The organism is Paenisporosarcina sp. (assembly GCF_049671445.1).
In the GTDB taxonomy this organism is placed as follows: domain Bacteria; phylum Bacillota; class Bacilli; order Bacillales_A; family Planococcaceae; genus Paenisporosarcina.
Genome location: NZ_JBATUX010000064.1, coordinates 124,694 through 151,436, shown reverse-complemented (window position 1 = coordinate 151,436; position 26,743 = coordinate 124,694). Strand labels below are relative to the sequence as shown.

Genomic DNA, 26,743 nt, shown 5'->3' with positions numbered 1-26,743 from the left:
AAACCGGCATATTGGCGAACTGTCCAAGGGCGCGATACATACATAGTAGGATATGGTCCACGAGTATGTGGCGCAATTCCAGGGAAATCTGACAAATGCTCAAGTGTTGCAACATCATCCTTCGCATATCTTGAATTTAGACGTATACCTTCATTTGTTAGGAAGGAATGATCAGTAGTTGACGAAGTCTTTTGTTGTGAAACAATCTTTTCTAATTCAACCGCTTTAAAGTTAGGCTTCATATCCCGACACCCCTTCCTTTTTAACCTGAATCAATTGTTGCATTTTTTTAATTACATCTTGTCCTGCAAAAATCGTACCGTTTAAACCTAGTTCTAACCATTGCTTTTCTTCAGCAAATTTTCCTGCAACATCGATAATCATGTGGTTTTTAGTGTGTTGTAAGAAGTTAGGCAAAATCTCTTTAGTTAGTTCATCTTTTGCAGCTACTACAACATAGTCGACATTGTTTGATTTTACCCAGTGCCAAGCGTCAGTTACTTCGGTAAAAACAGGACTCATTTCAGGATTTAATCCACCTGCTTGCAAAAACACTTGAACAAAGTCAGCTCTTGGTTTTACATCTTTCAACACTCCAAAAGAAACTACTGCCGCTTTTAGAGGATTTTCTTCAAAATGTGTACGTAGTAGTTCAAATGGCATAGCTAGTCGTTCAGTATTACTATTTGAAACTGTATCTAATACTGTATCATTCGGATTGGCATACATATTTGTTCCAATTAAAGACGCTTTGCGCTTAGCTAGAATTTCTATACGAGAAGACTGAACATCATGTGCCAGTTCCATTAAATAGCTTTCTTGAAGTTCTGGCGTCATGTCTATTACTTGTAAAAATAAAGCCCACGATTGACGAACAAGATCTGCCGTTAAGGTTTCGACATAATAAGATCCCGCAGCAACATCTATCATTTTATTAACCATCGTTTCTTCTCGAATAACTAATTGGACATTGCGTGCAATTCGTTCAGATGATGGAGAGCTACCAGTTAATACATCGTGCGGGTGAACAGTAATCATATCCGCACCACCGAGGACTGCAGAAAAAGCCGAGTTACCTGCGCGCAGTAAATTAACTGTTGAATCTAATTTTGAATAAGAGCGTAGTGAAGTTTCAGCTAACACTTGAATAGCTGTAGGTTCCACTTTATAGGCAGTTGAAAACGCTTTCCATAAAACGCGAAAAGCACGTAATTTACTAATTTCCATAAAGAAGTTCGTATCAACTGCAAATTGAACAGCTACTTTACTTGTGAAATCACTTTGCTTGTCAGCTAGTTTTGACATTTTCACTAAAGCAAATGCTAATTCATGTACTGCTGTACCACCTGCATGATGGATATCATTCGTAGTAACCATCGTTTTTAAGGATGACGAAGAAACGCCATTTATGTAGCCTTTTAACTCCGTAAGCTCTTGCTTAGTAAGGAGCTCAAAGACACCGATGATTTCATCGTCAGATGTAGACAATGATAAATAAAACGGATGTATTTTTAATAAGCTTGCTAATTCATTATGTTCTTCTTCTGACCATGTCCATGGAGAAGAACTTGCAACATAAACAATCATGTCATTGCCACGTTCCAACTGTTCTTTAGTTTTATGTAAAAACTCAGAAGCAGAATTGCTAGCCGTTGCTTGTGCAATTAGCCAGTTTCCATCTTGTTTGGCGTGCGATACTATTTCAGAGTAATTTAAAGTGTTATGTAAATGTTCAGACGTATATAAAGGCTGAAGGTCAATTCCTTCGAAAGTAGGCGTAATCAGTTGCTCAAACGGTTTATCTTTTAATGTTCGAACTGCTGCATCTTTCCACTCATCAAAACTCGCTTTGGGGAATGTCGTATTCTTCATTTGTTCGATTGTCATGTGGTCGCTTGCGCTTCCCTCCTTCAAATCTGTTGCATACTTCTAGTCTAACTGACAAATGGATTTGTTAAAAGTACAAAAAGCCCGATGTCCGAGAGTTTCGGCATCGGGCTTTTTGATTTATGTTTAGTTTCAAGCGCCATCACACATTTTAGCTTTATGTCCTCATGCGAAAGCATGCTTTCGCATCGAACCTTCCAGCACCGATGTCGAGCTGATTGCGCTTTACACTTTACTTAGTAAACTGATGTATTTTCTTTTGTCATGTTTTCTAAGATTTCTTTCACTCGAGCTAAGAAGCGGCCACATACAAGACCGTCTAATACGCGGTGATCTAGAGATAAACATAAATTAACCATACTACGAGCAGCAATCATTCCACCATCCATAATTACTGGACGTTTAACAATCGATTCTACTTGTAAAATCGCCGCTTGTGGATAATTGATAATCCCCATTGATTGGATAGAACCAAATGATCCCGTGTTATTTACTGTGAAAGTACCACCTTGCATTTCGTCAGATTTCAATTTACCTGCACGTACTTTGCCTGCAAGTTCATTAATTTCACGACCAATGCCTTTAATTGTTTTTTCATCAGCATTTCGGATAACAGGGACATACAATGCATCTTCTGTCGCAACTGCGATAGAGATATTAATGTCTTTTTTCTGTACGATTTTATCGCCAGCCCACATTGAGTTCATCATTGGGAATTCTTTTAAAGCTTGAGAAACAGCTTTAACGAAGAATGCGAAATAAGTCACATTGAAGCCTTCTTTTTTCTTGAATTCATTTTTGATGCTATCACGGTATTGAACAAGATTTGTTACGTCTACTTCAATCATTGTCCAAGCATGTGGTGCTTCATGTTTACTACGTAACATGTTGGCAGCGATGGCTTTACGAATTCCTGTTACAGGAATTTCAATATCACCCACAGCAACTGGTACATTTACTGGTGCAGTAGCTGATTTAGCAGCTGGAGCTGTGTTTTGAGCAGGAGCAGCAGTTTCTGCTTTAGGAGCAGCTTGTTCAGCTTTAGCAGTTGGGATATTCCCGCTTTCAATAATGGCTAATAAATCTTTACGTGTAATACGTCCCTCATTACCAGAACCATCTACAAGAGATAAATCAATATCGTTTTCTTGTGCGATTTTCAATACTGCTGGTGAATAACGAGCTTTCGCCCCTTTTTCACGAACTGGAGCCGGAGCTGCAGCCTTTTTAGATTCAGCAGCAGGCATTTCTGCAGCTGTTTCTTTTTCTGCAGGAGTATCTTGAGATGTCGATTCTTCAGTAGAACCGCCACCTTCTGTCTCGATTGTACAAACAACTGCACCAACTTCTAAAGTTTCTCCTTCAGTAGCGATCAGTTCTTTGATTACACCTGTAAATGAAGAAGGAATTTCAGCAGTTACTTTATCTGTATTCACTTCAGCAAGTGAATCATATTTATTCACTTTGTCACCCGGTTGAACCAACCATTTTTCGATTGTTCCTTCTGTTACGGATTCACCGAGCTGGGGCATTTTAATTTGTTCGATTGCCAATTGTAACTCCTCCTTTCAGGTTAAAATTCAGCTAATTCACGCATAGCTTTTTCGACTTTATCTGGATTAATCATGAAGAATTTTTCCATTGTTGGTGCATATGGCATTGCTGGAATGTCTGGACCAGCTAAACGTTTAATAGGAGCATCTAGATCAAACAAGCAGTTTTCAGCAATAATCGCTGCAACTTCACCCATGATGCTACCTTCCATATTATCTTCCGTAACAAGAAGTACTTTTCCTGTTTTCGAAGCAGCTTCAATAATTGCTTCTTTATCTAATGGATAAATTGTACGCAAATCAAGAATATGTGCAGAAATACCATCTTGCTCTAAACGTTCAGCAGCTTGAAGTGCAAAGTGGACAGCAAGACCGTAAGTGATTACTGTAATGTCTTCGCCTTCACGTTTAACGTCCGCTTTACCGATTTCAATTGTGTAATCCTCTTCAGGCACTTCACCTTTGATTAAACGGTACGCACGTTTGTGCTCGAAGAACATAACTGGATCGTCATCACGAATAGCAGCTTTCAATAATCCTTTTGCATCGTAAGGTGTTGATGGAATGACAATTTTCAAACCTGGTTGGTTAGCGAAAATGGCTTCAACTGATTGTGAATGATAAAGCGCGCCATGAATTCCTCCACCAAAAGGTGCACGGAAAACGATAGGACAAGACCAGTCATTATTTGAACGGTAACGAATACGAGCAGCTTCAGAAATGATTTGGTTCACGGCTGGCATGATGAAATCAGCGAATTGCATTTCTGCAATCGGACGCATTCCATACATTGCTGCACCGATACCAACACCAGCAATAGCAGATTCTGCTAAAGGCGTATCCATTACGCGGTCTTCACCAAATTGATCGTATAATCCTTGAGTAGCTTTGAATACGCCACCTTTACGGCCTACGTCTTCACCAAGAACAAAGACGTTTTCATCACGTTCCATCTCTTCTTTCATTGCGAGTGTAATCGCGTCAATATAAGACATAACTGCCATTATGCGTTCCCCCCGTCTTTTTCAGCATAGACGTATTTCAAAGCACTTTCTGGTGCAGCGTATGGAGCATTTTCTGCATAATCAGTTGCTTCGTTTACTTCTTTCATAATACGGTCATTCATATCTTTTTCAATTTCTTCAGTTAAAATGTTTAATTCTGTTAGATAAGCAGCGAACTTACCGATTGGATCAGCAGCTTGACCTTCAGCAAGATCTTCTTTAGTACGGTATTGACGTTGGTCATCATCAGATGAGTGAGCCGTCAAACGGTGTGATACAGCTTCGATTAAGCTTGGACCTTCACCATTACGAGCACGGTCAGCAGCTTCTTTAACCACTTTATAAACTTCTAAAGGATCTGTTCCATCAACTGTGAAACCAGGCATACCATAACCAATTGCACGGTCAGATACGTTTTTAGCAGCTACTTGTCTGTCGTAAGGTACAGAAATTGCATACTTATTGTTTTCTACCATAGTTATACAAGGTAATTTGTGAACACCAGCAAAGTTTAATCCTTCATGGAAGTCACCTTGGTTAGATGAACCTTCACCCAGCGTCACAAAAGTAATGAAATCTTTTTTCTTAATTTTCCCAGCAAGTGCAACACCAACTGCATGTGGAAGTTGTGTTGTAACAGGAGAAGAACCAGTCAAAATACGATTTTTCTTTTGTCCAAAGTGACCAGGCATTTGTCGTCCACCCGAGTTTGGATCTTCAGCTTTTGCAAAAGCTGAAAGCATTAAATCGCGAGCTGTCATACCGAAGTGTAAAACTACACCCATATCACGGTAATAAGGTGCGATATAATCCTTCGTGTTATCAAGTGCGAATGCAGCACCCACTTGTGTTGCTTCTTGACCTTGACATGAAATGACGAAAGGAATTTTCCCTGCGCGGTTTAATAACCACATACGCTCATCCACTCGACGTGCCATAAGCATCGTTTCAAAAATTTTCAGTGCGTCATCGTTAGACAACCCTAGTTCTTCATGACGATTTTTTGCCATCTGAACATCCCCCTTTTAATCTGTGATTATTACATGTGAATTGCTTTACCTTCAACCGCTAATGCCGCTTCGCCCATCACTTCAGAAAGTGTTGGATGAGGGTGGATTGTGTTTGCAATTTCCCATGGAGTTGCATCTAGTACCATAGCTAAACCAGCTTCAGAAATCATATCTGTAACGTGAGGTCCAATCATGTGAACACCTAAAATATCATTTGTTTTCTTATCAGCAATAATTTTCACAAAACCATCTGACTCACCATAAACAAGTGCTTTACCGATTGCTTTAAATGAGAATTTACCGACTTTCACATCGAATCCTTGATCTTTAGCTTGTTGTTGTGTAATTCCAACACTTGCTGCTTCTGGATTAGAATAAATACAACGAGACACTAAGTTGTAATCTATCGCATGTGTTTTTTGACCTGCAATATGTTCGACGGCTGTAATACCTTCGTGAGAAGCAACGTGAGCAAGTTGCAAGCCACCAATAACATCCCCAATTGCATAAATATGTGATTCTTTTGTTTGGAATGTATCTTTAACGTGGACAAAGCCTTTATCTACTAAAATATCCGTATTTTCAATACCAATATTCTCTACGTTAGCTTGACGTCCAACGGATACTAACATCTTCTCAGCTGTGAACGTTTTCGTTTCACCTTTTAACTTTGCAGAAATTGTTACAGAACCATCAGAAGTTTCTAATGTCTCAGATAACACTTTTGCACTTGTCGCAAAAGTAATTCCTTTTTTCGCTAAAAGTTTTTGCATTTCTTTTGAAACGTCTGCATCTTCTGTTGGAATAATACGATCTGCATATTCAATTACAGTTACATCCACCCCAAAGTCATTCAACATAGAAGCCCATTCAATACCGATTACACCGCCTCCAACGATTAAGATGGATTTTGGTAACTCGGTCATTAGAAGTGCTTCATCAGATGTCATAACTTGTGTTCCATCTATTGTTAATCCTGGTAATGATCGAGGGCGTGAACCTGTCGCAATAATGACGTTTTTCGGAATTAGCATTTCATTTTCTTCGCCATTGTTCATTTCGACAGAAACAGTTCCACCTGGTGATGGAGAAAAAATAGACGGTCCTAACATTCTGCCAGTACCTTCAAATACATCAATTTTACCTTTCTTCATCAAACCTTGAACACCTTGATGAAGCTGTGAAACGATGCTTTCTTTACGAGCTTGCACACGTGAGAAATCTAAGGTTACTTCTCCAGTGTTCACACCAAAGTCTGCAGCGTGATTTTTTGTTGTTGCATAAACTTCTGCACTACGTAGTAAAGCTTTACTTGGAATACACCCTTTATGTAGACAAGTTCCACCTAAGTTTCCTTTTTCAACGATTGCTGTTTTTAATCCAAGTTGAGCCGCACGGATTGCTGCTACATATCCGCCAGTTCCGCCTCCAAGAATAACGATATCGTAATTTTGAGCCATAACTTTCGGCCTCCTTTTATTTTAGGTTCGGGTACACTTTTGCTTGTTCTTCACCATTTAACACACGAATGGCACCTTCTGATAATGCTTGTAATTCATTTTCACCTGGTTGCACGACAACATCAGCAATCCAGTTAATGCGTTTTGAAATCGACTCAACAAAGTCTTTACCGTAAGCTAGTCCACCAGTTAAAATAATGGCATCGATTTTACCTTCTAAGACCGTGCTTGCAGATCCAATTTCTCGTGCCACTTGATAAGCCATAGCATCATATACCAATTCGGCTTCTTTATCGCCTTTTGCGATGCGTTTTTCTACTGCCACTGCATCGTTCGTTCCAAGGTAACTGACAAGACCACCTTGTCCTACTAATTTTTTCATGATTTCATGTCGATAATATTCACCAGAGAAACAAAGATCAATTAAGTCACCAGCAGGAACAGTACCTGCACGTTCTGGACTAAATGGTCCGTCTCCGTGTAGTCCATTGTTTACTTCTATCACTCGTCCGTTTTCATGGACACCCACTGTAATACCGCCACCCATATGAGTAACAATCAGTCTCATGTCCTCATAGGCTTTGCCGCACTTTTTAGCATATCGTCGTGCAACAGCTTTTTGATTTAATGCATGAAAAATTGATTTTCGTTCAATTAACGAAAATCCTGAAATGCGTGCAATCGGAGCCAACTCATCTACAACCACAGGATCGACGATGTATGAAGGTATATTCAAACCTGTTGCAATTTCAAATGCTAAAATCCCACCTAAGTTAGATGCGTGTTGACCTGAGTACCCTTTTTTTAAATCGACTAGCATTGCGTCATTTACCGCATAAGTTCCGCCTTCAATTGGACGAAGGAGTCCGCCTCTACCACAAACAGCAGACAACTTCGAAATGTTTATTCCTTCTTCATCCAATGCTTCTAAAATCGTTTGCTTACGAAATTCGTACTGATCAATGATAGAAGAAAATTTTCCAATCTCTTCAGAAGAGTGTCGGATTGTTTTCTCCATCAATAAAAAATCGTTTTCAAAAACACCAATTTTTGTAGATGTGGAACCTGGGTTGATGACAAGAATGCGATATGAATGTTCTTGCACAATGATTCCTCCCAAAAATTTCTTAATTTTGTTGAATACCAAACACCAGCTCGCCCGTTTGTTTTCGAAACTCATTCAACAAGAACAACCGGAGTCGAGCTAATGTGGCATTACTTTTCTAGATTAACGTCCGCTTAAAATGTGTTTTTCATTTTGTAGGAATTGGCTACGTGATTTACCTACACGAGCAATACGTTCTTCAGCCAAACGGTCAGCTGCAACATATGTTGGAATTCCTTGCGTACGTGAAATTTCCATTACTTTAGCAATGTTGTCATAAACAGTTTCTACACGTTTCATTGCGCGTTCACGGTTGTAGCCATTTAACTCATCCGCAACGTTAATTACTCCACCAGCGTTGATAACGTAGTCAGGAGCATAAATGATACCTAGTTCATGTATTTGATCACCATGTTTTGTTTCTTTTAATTGGTTATTTGCTGCACCTGCGATAACTTTTGCTTTTAATTGTGGAATCGTGTCGTCATTAATGATTGCTCCAAGAGCACATGGAGCGAAAATATCAACTTCTTGTGAGTAGATTTCATCTGTATTAACTGCCGTAGCACCAAATTCTTCAACCACGCGGTCAACAGCTGCTTTGTTAATATCAGTTACAATCAAAATTGCGCCTTCTTCATGTAAGTGACGGCATAAGTTGTAAGCTACGTTACCTACACCTTGAACAGCAATGCGCTTGCCTTCAAGCGAATCACTACCGAATGCTTCCATTGCAGCTGCTTTCATACCGCGGTATACGCCGTAAGCAGTCACTGGTGAAGGGTTACCTGAAGAACCGAATGCAGGAGAAATTCCTGTTACATAATTTGTCTCTTCATGAATTAAATCCATATCTGCTACTGTAGTACCAACATCTTCAGCAGTAATGTAACGACCGTTTAATCCTTGAATGAAACGACCGAAAGCGCGGAACATTTCTTCGTTTTTGTCTTTTAAAGGATCTCCGATAATAACCGTTTTACCACCGCCAAGGTTTAAACCAGCAGCAGCATTTTTGTAAGTCATTCCTTTTGCTAAACGCAGTGCATCCTCAATTGCATCTTCTTCAGAAGCATAAGTCCACATACGTGTACCGCCTAGTGCAGGTCCTAATGTTGTATCGTGAATTGCGATGATTGCTTTCAATCCTGAAGTTTTATCTTGGCAAAATACCAATTGTTCGTAATCGTAAGTCTCCATATATTTAAAAATTTCCATTATAAATTCCTCCTTGGTTTTGGTTGTACTTTAGTTACTAGATGAACAAATTGCTAATGCTAAAGAGTTTAATTTACTCTCTGCACTATCCGATCGTGAAGTTAAGACAATTGGCGCTTTCGCTCCTACAATAACCGCTCCAACTTTTGCTCTCGCAAAGTAAACAAGTGATTTATATAAAATATTGCCTGCTTCAATATTCGGTACAAGCAAAATATCAGCTTGTCCTGCATGTTGACCTGTTAACCCTTTATGATGGGCAGCCTCCACCGAAATAGCATTATCAAGTGCGACTGGTCCATCAACTACGCATCCCTTTATTTGTCCTCTTACATTCATTGCTACTAGAGCAGCAGCATCAAGAGTAGGTTGCATCGATGGATTCACGGTTTCAACCGCTGCAAGTGGTGCTACAATTGGATTTTCAACTCCAACTGAATGTGCTACCTTCACAGCGTTTTGGACTATTTGTGCTTTTTGTGCCAAATCTGGTGCAATATTCATTGCAGCATCAGTGACAAAAATCAAACGTTCAAAACCAATAATTTCAAATGCAGCAACATGTGAAAGCACACTTCCTGTTCGAAGCCCGAAATCAGGATTCAATACAGCTTTTAAAATTAAGGCTGTCGGAATATGCCCTTTCATTAATACGTTTGCTTCATTTAAATGAACTGACTTTACGGCTGCTATAGCCGCTTGTTGATCGTCTTTAACATGTTGTGTGAAGATTTTCGGATGATTCAATAAGTGCGGGAAATGTTGAACCATCATTTCTTTTAATTTTTGTTCCCTATCGTACAAACGAAAGCTTGCCATATCATGCTCGACTGCCATGCTCACAGCTTCTAGTACTTCTAAATCTGCTGCTGATGCTACTGCTACAACATTATTGTCTGAAGCTGAAGCTTGTTTGATTAAATCGGTTAATTTCATTTGTATTCACCCCAACATTCATAATTTAAGCATAAAGCGTGCCAACATTACAATCGTGAAAACGCTTTATTTGTCAACATTTCACCTTTTTTGCTATGCAAATGATTGCAAACCATGCAATAAATTGCATGCAAGGTTATACAAGCTCGTATTTTTCTAATTTATAATAAAGTGTTCGAAGAGAAATCCCAAGTTGCTTGGCAGTTTTAGATTTGTTCCCTTTTGTTATTTTAAGCGTGGAAGAAAGAATTTCTTTTTCCATTCGATCCATTTGGTCTACAAGTGGTAGTATCTCTTGTAAAGGAGGACTTAATTCCTGTTCTTGTTGATTCATCATTGATACTGGAAGATGATGATCATCCAACATCGATTCTGTCGGTTTCATAAAAATCATGCCCCGACTAATAATATTTTCAAGCTCCCTTACATTGCCTGGCCATGAATACACTCCAAGACGTTGCAAAGCTACTTCTGATATCCCTTCAACATTTCGACCATATTCTTGATTAAGCTTCACCAAAAGACGTTCAGCTATCGCTGGTATATCTTGTTTGTGATTACGTAAGGGCGGAATCTGAATAGGCATACGATTTAATCGATAATATAAGTCTTCTCTGAATTTACCTTCTAGCATTGCCTTTTCCATATGAATATTGGTTGCAGCGATTACTCGCACATCAATCGTGATAGATTTAGTTCCACCTACTCGAACAATTTCGCTCTCTTGTAATACCCTTAGTAATTTCGCTTGTGTATTACTTGAAAGTTCGCCAATTTCATCTAAAAAAATACTGCCGTGATTCGCTTCTTCAAATAAACCTCTTTTACCACCGCGTTTAGCCCCAGTAAACGCTCCTTCTTCATAGCCAAATAATTCACTCTCGAGCAAGTGTTCAGCGATAGCAGCACAGTTAACACGAATAAATTTATTGTATTTCCGGTCACTAGAACTATGAATTGCATGAGCAAACAGTTCTTTTCCTGTACCAGATTCACCTCTCAAAAGTACTGTAACAGGAGTGTTTGCAGCTAATTTTGCCTGTTCAATCGAAATCCTCATTTCATGCGAATCACCAATTATGTCGTCAAATGTGTATTTTGACTCCAATGTTCGAATGATGCTTCTAGCCCGGTCTAACTCTTTCATTAAAGAACGAATCTCAGTCATATCGTGAATAACACCGACACTTCCTTTTAATCGATTGTTAACAATGATTGGTGCTACGTTAACAATAACTTCTCGTTTCAAAGGACCAACACGCATATTTACCCCACGGATAGGTTTACGCATTTGCAAGACTTTCAAGTGAATACTTTCACCTTCACTAATATCAGTAGTTGCCGGTTTCCCAATAATATCGTCCGTCTCGAGACCCGTTATGCGAGTATAAGCTGGATTAATTAATAAGCCTTTTCCTTCTTCATCCACAACGGAAATAGCGTCGTCGCTTGATTGAATAATTGCTTGAAGCATTGTTTGGATTTCTTTTAAATTTGTGATTTCTCCCGCTAAATTGACAACTTCCGAAATATCTTTAAAAACAGAAAACGCACCAATACGATTTTCTTTTTCATCAATCACCGGAAACCTGGAAGTGACAATTTTCAAACCGTTATTTAGAGTCAGTTCGCGATTTAATTCAGTGCGCCCCGTTTCAAAAATGCGAGGTAATTCACTTGAAGGGATAACTTCATAAATATGCTTACCTATAGCTTGAAGGACTGAAATATCCGTCATTCGTTCTGCACTTTTATTGAAAAAATTCACTATTCCGTTGGCATCAATGCCAATCATACCTTCTTCTATTGAGTTAAAAATTAATTGTTGCTTATGTGATTCTTCACGAATCATTTGTATGAATTGATCTTTTTCCCGCAGTAAACGTATAAGCATGTTTGCAACTGCTCCAGGAATAAGCACAGTACTCCTAGGTCTAGCTTTAAGGAGTTCCTCAAAAACCGCTGGTTGACCAGTCAAATCAAAAATTATATGTAAGTCTTTTGTTAAATAAGGTTGCCACTCGGTGCTCGTTTCAATATTATATTGTTTTGCGATTTGAATAGCTTGAGCTGATTCATTTATATCAACAACGCGTTGTACGTGAAAAAAATCAGCAGACAATAATAATTTAAGAATCGCAGTTCCTCCGACCCCACCACCAATAATCAAGACATTTTGCAAAGACATTCAAACACCTCGCTAACTTTGTGCAATTCATTGCAAAACCTTTCTTTATCATACCTTATTTCGATCTTCTTGACAATGAATGAGCAGGTAGTAAAATGGGAGGAGATTTAGATTATCTTTAGAGAATTTCATAAGATTCCTAAGGATAGGTTTTTAGGAGATGAAAAAAATTGGCAAGAACTTTAGCGTTTCTTGTATTACTTATTCCTGGATTGATGGCTGCTGGTGGGATAAAACTTATACGTGACACAATCTTCGGCAAACTAATTGGTCCTATCCCCTTTTTAGGACTTCAGTTTGTATTAGGTATTATATTGTTAGTCATTGGGTTGGGTTTTTTTGCTGGATTCTTATTACATCGAGATCGAAAAAACGGCAAAGTTCAACCTAGATTTGCAAACAAAAAGGAATCCTGAATTTATCTCAGGATTCCTTTTTTATATGGTGTAATGTACATTTTCGCTTTCGCACGTTTCGCATGAGCTAAGAAAGATGAAAACTCCACCCTGCGCCACTCGCATATTCTCTTTATTCCCTAGAGTATTGTTCAACAGTTCATGCATCCGAAACGAAATCGAAACCTGTCATCAACTTAATTGTTTAATTAATACTTTGTCTGGATAATCTGTAATCCACCCTAAGACCACTGGATGTGGCTTAGTTATATACTTTTCAGTTCCATCAATTCCGTAAAATCGCAAAGGCATACTCGCTTTAAAAGCTAAATCTAATTTCTTTTGAACATAATGTCGTTTATGCACATGAAGTGCATCCGCAGCTTTTAATCGACCAAGTTCATCCCAATTGGTTTTTCTTGTACCAATATAAGCGGTTTGCAACATAGGGTTACATTTTTTAATTCGCTCAAGAACCTCATAATGAAATGATGAAAAATGGATATTTAGATGAGCGTATGTTCGTTTAAATAATAAGTCAACTTGTTCGGGTGCGTCAATAAACGTTTCTTTTAATTCCACATTGAGGGCTAATCCATTATTTGCTGCAAAGGTTAATACATCGTCAAATGTTAATATAGAATTCCCATTAATTAATCGTAAAAAAGAAGTTCCTAACTTTAACTTCCTAACTTCCTCGTAATTCATCGTCGATACATTTCTGCGAGTCCTTGCTAATCTCCAAAAATCCAAGTCATGAGTAACAATTGGCACTAAATCTTTTGTTAATTGCAAATCTATTTCTAATCCATCTGCGCCAAGCTCAATCGCTTTCATAAAAGCAGCTGATGAATTTTCAAGTGCATAAGCAGAAGCGCCACGATGTGCATATATCGGAACTCTTATCATGTATTTTCAACACCTTGTCTATATGTATAGTTTTTATTTACCCTCTCCTCCCCATTATATGCATAGTTTTGTCTTTTACTGGGTGAAAAAACACAGATGCTGTATTAGCATCTGTGTCCTCATTTTTCTATTATTAACTTGCCATGTTTTCCAAACGGATTTTATCAGCAATCATTGCAATGAACTCTGAATTTGTAGGCTTACTCTTCAAATGGTGAACTGTATAGCCAAATGTTTTAGAAATCGATTCGTAATTTCCTCGGTTCCAAGCGACTTCAATTGCATGACGAATGGCACGTTCGACTCGTGATGAAGTCGTGTTGAATTTAACGCCGATTTCAGGATACAAGACTTTTGTAATTGATCCTAATAATTCGATATCATCATATACCATGTGAATTGCTTCACGTAAGTATGCGTATCCTTTAATATGTGCAGGGACACCAATTTCTTTTATAACTGCCGTAATCGTTGTGTCAATCATCTTTTGGTTCGCTTTTTCTTGTGGTTGACCTTGTAAAATACTCGTACGTTGAGGAGTTTCTTGTTTATGTCCTGCAACTTGAAGAATTTGATTAATTAAACGATCAAATTCAAATGGTTTTAACATAAAGTATGAAGCTCCTAAGTCTACTGCTTGTTTCATCACATCTTCTTGTCCAAAAGCAGTTAACATAATAACTTGAACTTTAGATAATTTTTCGTTAGCTTGCATCATTTCAAGAACTGCTAGACCATCCAAGTGAGGCATGATGATATCTAATAATAAAACATCTGGCAATTCATTCTCCATCATGCTCAATATTACTTTTCCGTTTGGAGCTGTTGTTATTACTTCAATTTGAGGATGACTCGACAAGTATGATTCGAGTGTTTTTACCAATTCTTTATTATCGTCTGCAATTGCCACTTTTATTTTTTCCATTCTAATTCCTCCTCAGTACTAACTGCGAACATGGACGTTTGTTTTTTTATGGACAATCTCCCAATTTCACACTGCAATGTTAATTCGACATTTTGATTATAATCCCTTTATTCATTTTAAAAAAGGGTAAATAGTTAGAAGATTTAGACACTTTTCGACGAATGTCAAGTATTTCTAATTATTTGTCGAATAATCGTTATTATTAATAATAACAAAAAAACAAGAAAAAACCACACTTTTTAAAGTGTGGTTTAAAACTGCTTATGGCTGTCTTTTTATCATTTCCTGAATAGGGATGGCTGCACCTTTAACCGGATTATCAACCACCATATGTGTAATTGCTCCAGCAAATTTCCCATTTTGTATAATAGGACTTCCGCTCATTCCTTGTAAGATGCCACCTGTCTTTTCGATTAATACTTTATCCGTGACGATAAATTGAAAAGTCTTTTTATCGACTTTAATGATTTCAATTTGATATGGTTGCACATCATTACCTTCTATTGCTGTATATATCTCAGCCTGGCCTTTTTTGATGTGATCAGTTTTTAATGTAGGAATGGCTTGTCCTTTTTGTAAATTAGTATCACTTAACACACCGAATATGCCATACACAGTGTTTTCTTGAACACTTCCCGCTAGTACGTGAATCGATGATTGTTTTGCAATTTTGTAACCGGGTTTTCCAGGTGTGCTTTTGTGAATTCGCGCAATATCAGACAAAAAGATGGAGCCACCTAAAAATGGTGGTGTTTGTTCAATTTGCTGATCCACTATTTGATGTCCTAATGCTCCGTACTCACTTGTTGATGGATTTACATATGTGATTGTACCAATTCCCTCTGTATGGTCCCGTAAAAACGGTAGCATACTTTCTAATTGATTTGCCGATACTAATACATCTTGTCTTTTACTTTCACGTAAAAATTCGACGGAAACTTTCGCTTCATGGTTTTCTTTACTCGTTTTTTTCCAATCCGCAATGGACTCAATTGATTTTTTATTCAGTGATATAACTTGATCACCATTTTTAAACCACCATTTCTCATCAACCATGACATCATGAACAAATGTTGGATTTTCTAGTTTTAACTGCACTCCAATCGATTGGCCAAGTGGGATTAAATTATCACCACTTTTTGCTGCTAATGAGCTTGTTGGAAAGACAATCATTAATCCCAAAAGAATGGTAATAAACCGTTTATTAGCAACACATCGCATACTTCACCTCCATTTATCAGGATGTAATTAATATGTGTTTTAAGTGAGTTGTTATGAAAGGTAAAATTTCGAAAAAAAAAAGCACATGCTGATACAGCAGTGCTTCCTAATTCTATACATGAGATAATTTTTTTCTTTGTTCCGCAATTGACAGCAATTCCGTTGCATGCTCCAAAGTTAATGTTGTAATTTCAGATCCAGACATCATACGACTTAACTCTTGTACACGATTCTGGCCAGTAACTTCTGTTAATTTAGTCATTGTTCGTTTACCCGTAACTTCTTTTTCAATTAATAATTGCTGATCCGCCATTGCGGCAACTTGAGGTAGATGAGTAATACATAACACTTGGGAAGAAAGTGAGATATTAGCAATTTTTTCAGCAATTGCTTGAGCAACTCGTCCACTGACTCCAGTATCCACTTCATCAAAAATAATAGATGTTATCCCTTGATGTTTAGAGAATATTCCTTTAAGTGCAAGCATCATACGTGATAGTTCACCGCCAGATGCAATTTTCGATATCGGTTTTGCTGGCTCTCCAACATTTGTTGACATATAAAACGACACATCATCTTTACCATTTTTGTCAAATCCTGCAGATGCCTTAAAAATCACTTCAAACGTGGCTTTTTCCATAAACAATTCCCGTAATTGAAGAACAATAGCTTCACTAAGACTTTTCGCTGCTTTTTTACGGTAAATGGTCAATTCTTTTGCTTCAATTTCTAAATCTTTTTCAATCTGTTCCAGTGCTTTTTGACGTTGTTGAATACGTTCATCACGATTCATCAGCGCATCTAATTCTTCACCAATTTTATGACGATAAGCCAAAATTTCTTCAATTGAATTCCCGTATTTTCTTTTTAACGACTGAATAGCAGCTAATCTTTCTTCAATAACATTTAACCGTTCTTCATCAAATTCAGATTCGTCCATTTCACTTTTCAGTTGATATGACAATTCTTGAAGTGAATAAAAAGAATTTGATACAAGTTCAGCTTGTTCTTTGTATGATTCGTCAAAAGAAGCAATATCTTCAAGCTCACTCATGGCATTGCCAATCCAATCAAGACCTTTTGATTCTCCATTTAGAGCTTCATGAGCTGCAGAAATTCGTTCAAACGTTTTATGATAATTTTGAAACTTCTTACGTTCCGCTTGAAGATCTTCATCTTCGTTATCAATTAACTCGATCGCATCAATTTCATTGATTTGGTATTGATATAAATCAATTCTTTGTGCAATTTGTTGTTCATTGTCACTGACATCAGCCAGTTCCTTTTTTAATTTCATGTACTTTTGAAAGAGCCCAGTGTAACTTTCCTTAGACCTGTGAAGCTTACTTCCAGCAAATTGATCGAGTAAAGAAATATGTAGTCGTTCATCCATTAACTCTTGGCTTTCATGTTGTCCATGGATATCAATTAATGAGCCGCCAATTTCTCGTAAAATGGCAATAGTAACTAATTTCCCATTTACCCGACAGACACTTTTCCCATGATCATTAATATCTCTTCTTAAAATTACAGAATCTTCATCAGCTTCTATTCCTACATCCTGCAATTTTTGAAAAACAGGATGCTGTGGATTATGAATATAAAATAAACCTTCAAGTTCTGCTTTTTTAGCACCATGACGAATAAATTCTTGTGAACCTCTTCCTCCAGCTAATAAATGAACAGCATCAATAATTATTGATTTACCTGCCCCAGTTTCACCTGTCAGAACCGTCAATCCATCTGAAAAGCTTACTGATACTTCTTCTATTATGGCAAAGTTTTTAATAGATAATTCTTTTAACACAAAGTATCACCTCTTTTAAAGCATCTCGAGTAATCTGGTTTTTATTAAGTCACGTTCAGTAGTATCTTTGCAAATGATCAGACATGTGTCATCTCCACAAATAGTCCCTAATATTTCTTTCCAGTCTAAATGGTCAATTAACGAGCCAATGGCATGAGCATTTCCGGGTAAGGTTTTCATGACTAGAAAATGACTAGCTCCATCAATGCTAACAAACGCATCAGTTAGTGCACGGTGTAATTTTTGCATAGGATTAAAACGTTGATCCGCTGGCAAGCTATATTTATAGCGACCATCTTGCAACGGCACTTTTACTAAGTGAAGTTCTTTTATATCACGAGAAACTGTCGCTTGAGTAACATTGTATCCCGCATTTTTCAATATTTCTACTAAATCATCTTGCGTTTCAATCTCGTGATTAGCGATAATGTCGCGAATCCGAATATGTCTTTGGCCTTTGTTCATCAAAGTTCACTCCTAAAAATGAATAATTATACTTAATTATTCATATCGTACCATTTACTGAGCATCCGTACAAGAAAAAAACGGCCTATCGCTAGGCCGCTTCATGTTAACTGTTGATGTGCATCACGCACAATTTGTTTCAATTGCTCTTCAGTAAATTGCGTTTCATTTGTTTCAGTCGCAACTAAATGGAATAAAAATTCAATGTTCCCTTCTCCACCTGTAATTGGTGAAAACGAAGCATTTTTCAGTGTGAATCCTACTTCTTGAGAAAACGCTGCAATTGTTTCTAATACATTGATGTGCACTTTAGCATCTCGAACGACACCTTTTTTACCTACATTCGCTTTACCTGCTTCAAACTGAGGTTTCACGAGTGCGATTACATCACTTCCTGGAACAAGTAATGTTTTTAATACAGGTAGAATTAGTTTTAAGGAAATAAATGAAACATCGATTGTAGCAAATTCAGGCAAGCCTTCAGCTAAATCAACACCTGTAACATAGCGGAAGTTGGTACGTTCCATAACAGTCACTCGTTCATCTTGACGAATTTTCCATGCTAATTGATTGTATCCAACATCAAGTGCATAACAATGTCTCGCACCGTTTTGAAGCGCGCAATCAGTAAATCCACCTGTAGAAGCACCAATATCAAGCATTAATTTGTCTTTTACATCAATTTGAAAATAACTTAGTGCCTTTTCAAGTTTCAAGCCACCTCTACTTACATATGGCATTTCTTTGCCTTTTACTTGAAGTGGTGAATCGCTTGAGATTTTTTCTCCAGGTTTTTCAAGACGAACTTCATTTGTATAAACAGTACCGGCCATAATCGCCCGTTTTGCCTTTTCTCTTGTTTCACAAAGTCCACGTTCTACGAGTAAAACATCGACTCTTTCTTTTTGGGTTTTAATCATAATGCGTGTGTACCAGCCTTACCGATTTTTTTCATTTTTTCTTGTATACGTATGACTAATTCGTCTGCAGTAAGATGAATTTCATTTAATAATTCATCGACATTTCCATGTTCGATAAATTGATCTGGTATACCCATACGGTTAACAGAAATTCCTGTATAATCATGATCTTGCATAAATTCTAAGATACTGCTTCCGAAGCCACCTTGTAAAACAGCTTCTTCAACAGTGAACAACGGGAGATCCCGCTTTACTAATTGGTGCATCATATGCACATCAAGCGGTTTAATAAAGCGTGCATTAATTACTTCCACTTGAACGCCTTCTTTAGCTAAGCGATCTGCTGCTTCTAATGCTAATGGAATGGTTGTCCCAAATGTCAATATTGCTGCATCTATACCTTCTCTTAACACTTCCCAAGAACCTATAGGAATCACTTGTAAATCCTTGTCCATAGGTACACCTAGACCATTGCCTCTTGGGTATCGTAAAGCGATTGGACCATCATTGTATTCAATAGCTGTTTTCACCATATGTTGACCTTCATTTTCATCTTTAGGCATCATGATAATCATGTTAGGTAAGTGACGTAAAAAGGCAATATCAAATACTCCTTGGTGTGTTTCGCCATCTGCACCCACTAGCCCTGAACGATCGATACCAATAAAGACATTCAAATTTTGACGGCAAATATCATGAACAACTTGGTCATAAGCGCGCTGAAGGAAAGTTGAATAAATCGCTAAAAATGGTTTCATTCCCTGTGTTGCGAGACCAGCAGCCATGGTTGTGGCGTGTTGTTCAGCAATTCCCACATCAAACATACGCTCTGGAAATTCAGAAGCAAAGCCTTCTAACTTAGAACCTACAGGCATAGCAGGAGTAATTGCAACAATGCGTTCATCTTCACGAGCCAGTTTACGAACAGTCTCAGCGACTAATCCACTCCATGAAGGTGCCGTAGTTGATGATTTAACAAATGCACCTGTCTCCATTTTATAAGGTCCTGTACCATGCCATGTGCCGATTTTATCTTCTTCAGCAGGTCGGAATCCTTTGCCCTTTTTCGTAAGAACATGGACTAAAACCGGACCTTTCATTTTTTTGGCATTTAACAAAGTTTCTTGTAGGTCTTCATAATTATGTCCGTCAATTGGTCCTAAATAAGTAAAGCCTAGTTCTTCAAAGAAGATACCAGAAACCAGTAAGTATTTTAAACTATCTTTGACTCGTTCTGCAGTAGCCGCTAACTTACCACCAACTGCTGGAATTTTCTTTAACAAGTATTCTAATTCATCTTTTGCTTTGTTATATTTCCCTGCTGTTCTTAGTTTCCCCAAAATCGTATGAAGGGCGCCAACATTTGGTGCAATTGACATTTCATTGTCATTTAAGATCACGATCATGTCCGTCTTTTCATGACCAATATGATTTAGTGCTTCTAACGCCATTCCACCAGTCAATGCACCATCTCCAATGATTGGAATGATATGGTTTTTGTCTTTTTTAATATCTCGAGCAGCAGCCATACCCATAGCAGCAGACAGTGAAGTAGAACTATGTCCAGTTTCCCAAACATCATGTTCACTTTCGATACGTTTCGGGAATCCGCATAATCCTTTATATTGACGAAGTGTATCAAATTGATTGGCTCTACCTGTTAATATTTTATGGACATACGCTTGATGTCCTACATCCCAAATAAACTTATCATCAGGACTATTGAAAATACGGTGAAGAGATACTGTTAGTTCGACCACACCTAAGTTTGGACCAATATGTCCACCTGTGACCGATAATTTTTCAATTAAAAACGAACGAATATCTTCACTTAAGTTCAATAGTTCATCTTGTGATAAATTTTTAATAAAGGATGGATCGGTTATTGTATTTAAATCCATCTACATCACACACCTTTACGCATTACTTGCTGATTAATTTATTACCTTTCATTATATCAATGTCAGTCAATTGTACAAACATTAACCTTTACTCTACTTATTACGTTTGACGATATAAGCTGCTAGTTCATCTATTAAACCTGGCTCGTCTGATATTTGACGAAGTGATAATATGGCTTGGTCATAGTGCCAATCTCTTTTATCTTTTGCGCCATTTAGTGTTAACAGTGCAGGATACGTATTTTTTTCACTGGCTACATCTTTTCCTGCTGTTTTCCCTAACTCTTCAGTAGTACCTTCGATATCTAAGATGTCATCTTGAATTTGAAAAGCAAGTCCGATATGAAAACCAAAATCAGTAAGAGCTTTTCTAGTATTATCGTCTGCCTGTGCCAAAATAGCACCCGCTTCAATACTAAATGACAATAGCGCTCCGGTTTTATTGATGTGAATGGTTTCTAATTCTTCGACAGTAACCTTTTTCCGCTCACTCTCAATATCTAAAACTTGTCCACCTACCATACCTTCAGCACCTGCTGCTCTGCTTAATAAATGGATTAATTCTAATTTATTTTCAGCGTTTATCTCTTGCAAACGGGCTAATACTCCAAAACTATAGGTTAATAAGCCGTCTCCAGCTAAAATAGCTATCGCTTCACCGTAAACTTTATGGTTCGTTAATTTTCCACGACGAAAATCATCATTGTCCATACTCGGCAAATCATCATGAATTAGAGAATACGTATGAACCATTTCAATAGTCGCTCCAACTGTCCATGCGTCCTTATGATTCACTTTTAATAGGTCTAATACGGCTATTAAAAATAATGGTCGAACACGTTTACCACCTGCAGATAGTGAATAATTCATTGCCTCTTTTAACACGACAGGTGCTTTAATAGACAAGATTTGCTCCGAAAGTTGTTGCTCTATTTTTGGAACGTGATATTCTTTAAAACTTTTCAATGAAGTCATTTTGACGAATCCTCTTTTTCAGTTGCGTTAAATGGCACTTTCTCTCCACTTTCATCCATGATGGAAATCAATTGTTTCTCAGCATTATGCAATTTATCATGGCAAACAGATGATAATTCCATGCCTTTTTTATAAAGAGAAATCGCATCTTCTAGAGGGACATCGCCTTGTTCGAGTTGGCGCACGATTTCTTCAAGTTGTTGAATGGCTTGATCAAAAGATACAGTAGTTTTCGTCATGATGATTCTCCTTTAGACTGTTTGATTATAGAGTCTATAGATGCTATTACGACTCCATCTTGTAATTTGATATGTAAGGATTTAGTGGAATCAATATCTTCAATTGATTTTACAACTTGATCATTTTGATATGTTAAGCTGTAGCCCCTGTCCATAATTTTCAATGGATTTAACGCTTCTAATAATTGAATGATATTGCTAAAAGAACGACCTTTTGCCTGTAAACCTTTTTGAGCTGCAACTCGCATTCGTTGGTCTAAGTCTTGTACACCTTTTTGATGCTGATGGACTAGTCGCTGCGGATTTTGCAAAGTCAACCTCATCGTTTGTTGAGTGAGTAATTGTTGTTTTTGATTCACTAAGGTTCGACCACTTTTTTCTAACTGTTCAGTTACACGCGTTAAATTCTCTACGAAAGGTCGATACAGTCGCTCTGGATAAGCTAATGGGTATGCTGACATAACGCGAGATAATCTTTTTCGCTCTTGAGACAATGTTGCCGTGATAATCGAAACAATTTGTGACTTTCTATTTGTAACGCGCTCTAATAATTCTAATTGATTGGGAACAGCGAGTTCTGCTGCAGCCGTTGGTGTAGGAGCGCGTAAATCTGAAACAAAGTCCGCAATAGTAGTATCAGTTTCATGGCCCACTGCACTGATAATCGCTACAGAACTGTTCGCTATTTCGCGAGCAACGATTTCTTCATTGAATGCCCATAAATCTTCGATCGAGCCACCACCACGTCCTACGATGCAGACATCCAGATTAGGATAAGCGTTTGCTTTCTTTAGCGCTTTGACAATACTCGGCGCTGCACTTGCACCTTGAACAACTGCAGGGAAAATAATAACTTCAGCTAAGGGATAACGTCTACTTAAAGTCGTGACAATATCTCGAATAGCTGCCCCTGTAGTTGCTGTAATAACACCAATTGTTTGTGGGTATTTTGGGATTTGTTTTTTTCTAGAAGGATGGAACAACCCTTCTTTTGCTAACTTTTCTTTTAATTGTTCAAAGGCAATAAACAGTTCACCTATGCCGTCTGGTTGCATAGTTTGGGCATACAACTGATATTGACCAGAACCTTCATACACATTGACATCACCTTGTAAGAGGATGTTCATACCACTTTCAGGTTTGAATTTTAAGTGTTTAGCTTGAGCAGCAAACATAACAGCCGGCATTCTAGTTTGCTCATCTTTGATTGTAAAATATATATGTCCACTCGTATGTATTTTTACATTTGATAATTCCCCTTTTACATAAACATTACGCAAATGGGGATCAGCATCAAATTTTCGTTTTATGTATTTCGTTAAAGCTTTTACGGTTAAATATGAAGTTGATGTCAAGTGTCGTCAAACTCCTCACGAGAAAAATAGAAAAGCTGTCTTTCTCAAAGAAAAACAGCTTCTTGCCTTTATTTTACCTGTTTTAAGTTCATTTGTCTTGACGTAACTTATTTTCAGCGGATTGGACAGTGTTTGCCATTAACATCGTAATGGTCATAGGACCCACCCCACCAGGAACTGGAGTAATATATGAGGCTTTATTCTTAACTGACTCAAAATCGACATCACCACATAAGCGGTTGTTTTCATCTCGGTTCATGCCGACATCAATAACAACAGCTCCAGATTTCACAAAATCACTTGTTATCATTTTTGTTCTACCTACTGCAACAACGAGGATATCTGCTTGTAAAGTAATCTCTTTTAGGTTCGGTGTTTTTGAGTGAGCATATGTGACCGTTGCATCTTTTTGAAGTAAAAGCTGCCCCATGGGTTTTCCAACAATATGACTCCGCCCAATAACCACCGCATGCTTACCCGCAATTTCGATATTCGAATATTCTAGAAGCTTCATGACACCATATGGAGTACAAGGAAGAAACGTCTCTTGTCCGAGCATCATTTTCCCTACATTAATGGGATGAAAACCATCCACATCTTTGTCAGGAGAAATCGCAGCTAATACATTCGCTTCAGTAATTTGAATTGGTAGAGGTAGTTGGACTAAAATCCCATGAATGTCAGGATCATTATTAAGTGAATGAATAGCTTCCACTAGTTCATGCTCGTTTAAGTCTGATTCAAATGAAATTAAACGAGAATGCATGCCAAGTGCTTCACATGTTTTTTGTTTATTGGAAACATATGTTTTCGATGCAGAGTTGTTACCTACTAAGATAACTGCTAAGCCCGGTGTTATGCTCTGGTTTTTCAAGTTACTGATACGTTCAGTTAATTCATTTCGTATCTCTTGTCCAATTACTTTTCCACTAATTAATTCACTTGACATGTTAGTATTCCCCCTGTTATCAGTTAGAAGACTCAACAGCATATTTGGATAGTACGCCATTAACAAACTTGCTTGATTTGTCATCTCCAAATGTTTTACAAAGTTCAATCGCTTCATTCATTACAACTCTAGAAGGTGCATCTTGCATGAATAACAATTCGTACACAGCTAAGCGTAAAACGGTTCGTTCAATTTTAGGTAAACGATCTAGTGACCAATTTTCTAATTTTGTTTTCAGTGATTCATCTATTTGCGCTAATTGTTCAGTCGTGCCACGAACAAGTTTTTCATAGAAAGGATCGTTTTGGCCTTCTAATACATGGCTCATCGCATCTTCTATTGTCAACTCTGTGTTTTCTAACTGAAACAAAGTTTGCAACGCTTTTTCACGAGCTTCTCTACGTTTCATGGGATAGTCTCCTTTTAAATGCATTCGAACACATCATAGCATAATTTCTGCATACAAGACATACTCGACAGGAAGTTCGAATGTTCAGAAAAAAACATCGTTCGGACGTGCCGAACGATGTACTGAATTATTCCGTTGTAGTTTCTTTAGACTGCTCAAATTGAACACCAGTAATATGAACGTTTACTTCTTGAGTTTCAAGTAATGTCATATTCAAAATCGCTTGACGCACTTGGCTTTGAACTTCTTTTGCTACTACAGGAATAGATGCACCGTATTTTACTGTGCAATAAATTTCTACAAATAGACCTTTATCAGTCAACTCAGTTTTAATGCCTTTACCATGAACTTTTTTACCCAAACGTTCTGCCACGCCAGTAGCAAAACTACCACGTGTCCCGGCAACGCCTTCTACATCAGTAGTTGCAATTCCAGCAATTACTTCTAAAACTTCTGGTGCTACTTCAATCTTCCCTAACTCTTCTTTACCTGCAGGAGTCATTTGTAAATATGCCGTTGCTGTTTTCTCAGCCATTAAAATCATCCTTTCTTACGAATTCATAACATCATATTTTTCTAAAAACTTCGTATCGAAATCACCTGATTTAAATACTTCATGATCCATTAGTTTTGCATGGAAAGGAATGGTCGTATGAACTCCATCAATTACAAATTCACTCAATGCACGTTTCATTTTGGACACTGCCTCTTCACGTGTATCCGCAAAAGTAATTAGTTTAGCGACCATTGAGTCATAGTATGGAGGTATGCTGTAACCCGAATACATTGCAGAATCCACGCGTACACCATATCCACCTGGTGCTAAATACATTTCCACTTTACCTGCAGAAGGCATGAAATTTTTATTCGGGTTTTCCGCGTTTATGCGGCATTCAATTGCCCACCCTTTAATTTTCACATCATCTTGTGTGTAGGCTAATTTTTCACCAGAAGCTACTTTTAATTGTTGTTGAATTAAATCAATACCTGTCACCATTTCAGTTACAGGATGTTCAACTTGAATACGTGTATTCATTTCCATAAAGTAAAACTTTTGATTAATGTGGTCAAAAATAAATTCAACTGTTCCAGCGCTGCGATAATTAACAGCAATAGCTGCTTTTACAGCTGCATCTCCCATTTGTTTACGAATCTCAGGGGAAAGTGCTGGAGAAGGTGCTTCTTCTACTAGTTTTTGCATACGACGTTGAATTGAACAATCGCGTTCACCCAAATGAATGGCATTGCCGAAACTATCTGCTAAAACTTGAATTTCTACATGGCGGAAGATTTCAATAAACTTCTCAATATAAACACCCGGATTACCAAAAGCAGCCGCTGCTTCTTTTTGAGTGATTTGAATACCTTTTACCAACTCTTCTTCTGTACGTGCTACGCGAATCCCTTTACCCCCACCACCAGCTGTTGCTTTAATGATGACTGGGAAACCGATTTTACGGGCTATTTCTAAACCGTCGTTTTCATCTGCAACAATACCAGTAGAACCAGGTACAACTGGTACACCTGCTTTACGCATTGTTTCACGTGCTACGTCTTTCGTACCCATTCGGGATATAGCATCGGAAGTTGGGCCAATAAATGTGATATTACATTGTTCACAAAGCTCAGCGAAGTTCGCATTCTCAGCTAAAAATCCATAACCCGGGTGAATTCCGTCGCACCCCGTTAATTTTGCTACACTAATAATATTGCTGAAATTTAAATAGCTATCTTTCGAAAGATGTGGCCCTATACAATACGCCTCGTCTGCCATTTGCACATGTAATGCATCTCTATCGGCTTCTGAATAAACTGCTACTGTTTCGATATCTAACTCTTTGCACGCACGAATAATACGTACCGCAATTTCACCACGATTAGCAATTAATACTTTTTTCATCATGTATTCCCC

General features: G+C 37.8%; 25 protein-coding genes. 1 reads left to right on the top strand and 24 read right to left on the bottom strand.

Annotation, left to right across the window (positions count from 1 at the left end):
- From WBG45_RS08975 to WBG45_RS08930, 10 genes are all read right to left on the bottom strand, one after another.
- Positions 1 to 242, bottom strand: a 242-nt coding sequence (locus WBG45_RS08975; protein ID WP_424413856.1) for a methylmalonyl-CoA mutase family protein, incomplete at its 3' end; no start/stop codon positions are given.
- On the bottom strand, positions 232 to 1,887 hold the full coding sequence (locus WBG45_RS08970; protein WP_424413854.1) for a methylmalonyl-CoA mutase family protein: 1,656 nt from the start codon (positions 1,885 to 1,887) through the stop codon (positions 232 to 234). The genes WBG45_RS08970 and WBG45_RS08975, both read right to left, overlap by 11 nt.
- A 236-nt stretch (positions 1,888 to 2,123) precedes the next feature.
- Positions 2,124 to 3,440 carry a dihydrolipoamide acetyltransferase family protein gene (locus WBG45_RS08965; RefSeq protein WP_424413852.1) on the bottom strand — a complete coding sequence of 439 codons (1,317 nt, stop codon included), beginning with the start codon at positions 3,438 to 3,440 and terminating at the stop codon, positions 2,124 to 2,126.
- 20 nt (positions 3,441 to 3,460) lie between these two features.
- Positions 3,461 to 4,444: an alpha-ketoacid dehydrogenase subunit beta gene (locus WBG45_RS08960; RefSeq protein ID WP_424413850.1), complete on the bottom strand. Its 984-nt coding sequence runs from the start codon at positions 4,442 to 4,444 to the stop codon at positions 3,461 to 3,463.
- Positions 4,444 to 5,454, bottom strand: a complete 1,011-nt coding sequence (locus WBG45_RS08955) for a thiamine pyrophosphate-dependent dehydrogenase E1 component subunit alpha (protein WP_024534571.1) — start codon at positions 5,452 to 5,454, stop codon at positions 4,444 to 4,446. Before WBG45_RS08955 ends, WBG45_RS08960 begins: the two co-directional genes overlap by 1 nt.
- 29 nt (positions 5,455 to 5,483) lie before the next feature.
- Positions 5,484 to 6,914 carry a dihydrolipoyl dehydrogenase gene (gene lpdA, locus WBG45_RS08950; protein ID WP_424413847.1) on the bottom strand — a complete coding sequence of 477 codons (1,431 nt, stop codon included), beginning with the start codon at positions 6,912 to 6,914 and terminating at the stop codon, positions 5,484 to 5,486.
- A gap of 16 nt (positions 6,915 to 6,930) precedes the next feature.
- Entirely contained in the window at positions 6,931 to 8,019 is a 1,089-nt protein-coding gene (gene buk / locus WBG45_RS08945) for a butyrate kinase (protein WP_424413846.1), read from the bottom strand.
- Between the two features lie 123 nt (positions 8,020 to 8,142).
- Positions 8,143 to 9,237, bottom strand: a complete 1,095-nt coding sequence (bcd, locus tag WBG45_RS08940; protein WP_424413845.1) for a branched-chain amino acid dehydrogenase — start codon at positions 9,235 to 9,237, stop codon at positions 8,143 to 8,145.
- A gap of 30 nt (positions 9,238 to 9,267) precedes the next feature.
- Entirely contained in the window at positions 9,268 to 10,173 is a 906-nt protein-coding gene (gene yqiS / locus WBG45_RS08935) for a phosphate butyryltransferase (RefSeq protein ID WP_424413843.1), read from the bottom strand.
- Between the two features lie 136 nt (positions 10,174 to 10,309).
- A complete protein-coding gene (locus tag WBG45_RS08930) occupies positions 10,310 to 12,355 on the bottom strand; it encodes a sigma 54-interacting transcriptional regulator (RefSeq protein WP_424413864.1) in 2,046 nt (681 codons plus the stop codon).
- A 176-nt stretch (positions 12,356 to 12,531) separates the two neighbouring features.
- Here WBG45_RS08930 and WBG45_RS08925 point away from each other — a divergent pair, with 176 nt between their 5' ends.
- A complete protein-coding gene (locus WBG45_RS08925) occupies positions 12,532 to 12,777 on the top strand; it encodes a DUF2627 domain-containing protein (RefSeq protein WP_424413841.1) in 246 nt (81 codons plus the stop codon).
- A gap of 171 nt (positions 12,778 to 12,948) precedes the next feature.
- Here WBG45_RS08925 and WBG45_RS08920 read toward each other — a convergent pair whose 3' ends face one another.
- From WBG45_RS08920 to accC, 14 genes are all read right to left on the bottom strand, one after another.
- Positions 12,949 to 13,665, bottom strand: a complete 717-nt coding sequence (locus WBG45_RS08920; protein WP_424413839.1) for a glycerophosphodiester phosphodiesterase — start codon at positions 13,663 to 13,665, stop codon at positions 12,949 to 12,951.
- Between the two features lie 133 nt (positions 13,666 to 13,798).
- Positions 13,799 to 14,590, bottom strand: a complete 792-nt coding sequence (gene spo0A / locus WBG45_RS08915) for a sporulation transcription factor Spo0A (RefSeq protein WP_024534553.1) — start codon at positions 14,588 to 14,590, stop codon at positions 13,799 to 13,801.
- A gap of 261 nt (positions 14,591 to 14,851) precedes the next feature.
- Positions 14,852 to 15,811 (bottom strand): SpoIVB peptidase S55 domain-containing protein, encoded by a 960-nt coding sequence (locus tag WBG45_RS08910; protein WP_424413837.1) that lies wholly within the window; start codon positions 15,809 to 15,811, stop codon positions 14,852 to 14,854.
- 112 nt (positions 15,812 to 15,923) lie between these two features.
- Positions 15,924 to 17,618 (bottom strand): DNA repair protein RecN, encoded by a 1,695-nt coding sequence (gene recN / locus WBG45_RS08905; protein WP_424413835.1) that lies wholly within the window; start codon positions 17,616 to 17,618, stop codon positions 15,924 to 15,926.
- Positions 17,619 to 17,633: 15 nt separating this feature from the next.
- A complete protein-coding gene (gene ahrC / locus WBG45_RS08900; RefSeq protein ID WP_108586810.1) occupies positions 17,634 to 18,083 on the bottom strand; it encodes a transcriptional regulator AhrC/ArgR in 450 nt (149 codons plus the stop codon).
- A 101-nt stretch (positions 18,084 to 18,184) separates the two neighbouring features.
- Positions 18,185 to 19,003, bottom strand: a complete 819-nt coding sequence (locus WBG45_RS08895; RefSeq protein WP_424413833.1) for a TlyA family RNA methyltransferase — start codon at positions 19,001 to 19,003, stop codon at positions 18,185 to 18,187.
- Positions 19,000 to 20,904, bottom strand: a complete 1,905-nt coding sequence (gene dxs / locus WBG45_RS08890; RefSeq protein WP_424413831.1) for a 1-deoxy-D-xylulose-5-phosphate synthase — start codon at positions 20,902 to 20,904, stop codon at positions 19,000 to 19,002. Before dxs ends, WBG45_RS08895 begins: the two co-directional genes overlap by 4 nt.
- 93 nt (positions 20,905 to 20,997) lie before the next feature.
- Complete coding sequence (locus tag WBG45_RS08885; RefSeq protein WP_424413829.1) at positions 20,998 to 21,879, bottom strand: polyprenyl synthetase family protein; 882 nt, start codon at positions 21,877 to 21,879, stop codon at positions 20,998 to 21,000.
- On the bottom strand, positions 21,876 to 22,118 hold the full coding sequence (locus WBG45_RS08880; RefSeq protein ID WP_424413827.1) for an exodeoxyribonuclease VII small subunit: 243 nt from the start codon (positions 22,116 to 22,118) through the stop codon (positions 21,876 to 21,878). Before WBG45_RS08880 ends, WBG45_RS08885 begins: the two co-directional genes overlap by 4 nt.
- Positions 22,115 to 23,473, bottom strand: a complete 1,359-nt coding sequence (gene xseA / locus WBG45_RS08875; protein WP_424413825.1) for an exodeoxyribonuclease VII large subunit — start codon at positions 23,471 to 23,473, stop codon at positions 22,115 to 22,117. Before xseA ends, WBG45_RS08880 begins: the two co-directional genes overlap by 4 nt.
- Positions 23,474 to 23,561: 88 nt before the next feature.
- A complete protein-coding gene (gene folD, locus WBG45_RS08870) occupies positions 23,562 to 24,422 on the bottom strand; it encodes a bifunctional methylenetetrahydrofolate dehydrogenase/methenyltetrahydrofolate cyclohydrolase FolD (protein WP_424413823.1) in 861 nt (286 codons plus the stop codon).
- A gap of 19 nt (positions 24,423 to 24,441) precedes the next feature.
- Positions 24,442 to 24,831, bottom strand: coding sequence for a transcription antitermination factor NusB (gene nusB / locus WBG45_RS08865; protein ID WP_424413821.1), 390 nt, complete (start codon positions 24,829 to 24,831; stop codon positions 24,442 to 24,444).
- 127 nt (positions 24,832 to 24,958) lie between these two features.
- The gene (locus tag WBG45_RS08860; RefSeq protein WP_424413819.1) at positions 24,959 to 25,366 is read right to left on the bottom strand and encodes an Asp23/Gls24 family envelope stress response protein; all 408 of its coding nucleotides are present in this window, start codon (positions 25,364 to 25,366) and stop codon (positions 24,959 to 24,961) included.
- Positions 25,367 to 25,381: 15 nt separating this feature from the next.
- On the bottom strand, positions 25,382 to 26,734 hold the full coding sequence (gene accC, locus WBG45_RS08855; RefSeq protein WP_424413817.1) for an acetyl-CoA carboxylase biotin carboxylase subunit: 1,353 nt from the start codon (positions 26,732 to 26,734) through the stop codon (positions 25,382 to 25,384).
- Positions 26,735 to 26,743 lie beyond the last annotated feature (9 nt).

Coding starts and splice junctions, on each gene's coding strand:
- folD (WP_424413823.1), bottom strand. CDS start 24,422: ATGTCAAGTGAATTAATTAGTGGAAAAGTAATTGGACAAGAGATACGA.
- nusB (WP_424413821.1), bottom strand. CDS start 24,831: ATGAAACGTAGAGAAGCTCGTGAAAAAGCGTTGCAAACTTTGTTTCAG.
- WBG45_RS08860 (WP_424413819.1), bottom strand. CDS start 25,366: ATGGCTGAGAAAACAGCAACGGCATATTTACAAATGACTCCTGCAGGT.
- WBG45_RS08920 (WP_424413839.1), bottom strand. CDS start 13,665: ATGATAAGAGTTCCGATATATGCACATCGTGGCGCTTCTGCTTATGCA.
- lpdA (WP_424413847.1), bottom strand. CDS start 6,914: ATGGCTCAAAATTACGATATCGTTATTCTTGGAGGCGGAACTGGCGGA.
- accC (WP_424413817.1), bottom strand. CDS start 26,734: ATGATGAAAAAAGTATTAATTGCTAATCGTGGTGAAATTGCGGTACGT.
- WBG45_RS08955 (WP_024534571.1), bottom strand. CDS start 5,454: ATGGCAAAAAATCGTCATGAAGAACTAGGGTTGTCTAACGATGACGCA.
- bcd (WP_424413845.1), bottom strand. CDS start 9,237: ATGGAAATTTTTAAATATATGGAGACTTACGATTACGAACAATTGGTA.
- WBG45_RS08960 (WP_424413850.1), bottom strand. CDS start 4,444: ATGGCAGTTATGTCTTATATTGACGCGATTACACTCGCAATGAAAGAA.
- dxs (WP_424413831.1), bottom strand. CDS start 20,904: ATGGATTTAAATACAATAACCGATCCATCCTTTATTAAAAATTTATCA.
- spo0A (WP_024534553.1), bottom strand. CDS start 14,590: ATGGAAAAAATAAAAGTGGCAATTGCAGACGATAATAAAGAATTGGTA.
- WBG45_RS08970 (WP_424413854.1), bottom strand. CDS start 1,887: ATGACAATCGAACAAATGAAGAATACGACATTCCCCAAAGCGAGTTTT.
- WBG45_RS08885 (WP_424413829.1), bottom strand. CDS start 21,879: ATGACTTCATTGAAAAGTTTTAAAGAATATCACGTTCCAAAAATAGAG.
- WBG45_RS08910 (WP_424413837.1), bottom strand. CDS start 15,811: ATGCGATGTGTTGCTAATAAACGGTTTATTACCATTCTTTTGGGATTA.
- WBG45_RS08895 (WP_424413833.1), bottom strand. CDS start 19,003: ATGATTAAAACCCAAAAAGAAAGAGTCGATGTTTTACTCGTAGAACGT.
- WBG45_RS08880 (WP_424413827.1), bottom strand. CDS start 22,118: ATGACGAAAACTACTGTATCTTTTGATCAAGCCATTCAACAACTTGAA.
- ahrC (WP_108586810.1), bottom strand. CDS start 18,083: ATGAACAAAGGCCAAAGACATATTCGGATTCGCGACATTATCGCTAAT.
- yqiS (WP_424413843.1), bottom strand. CDS start 10,173: ATGAAATTAACCGATTTAATCAAACAAGCTTCAGCTTCAGACAATAAT.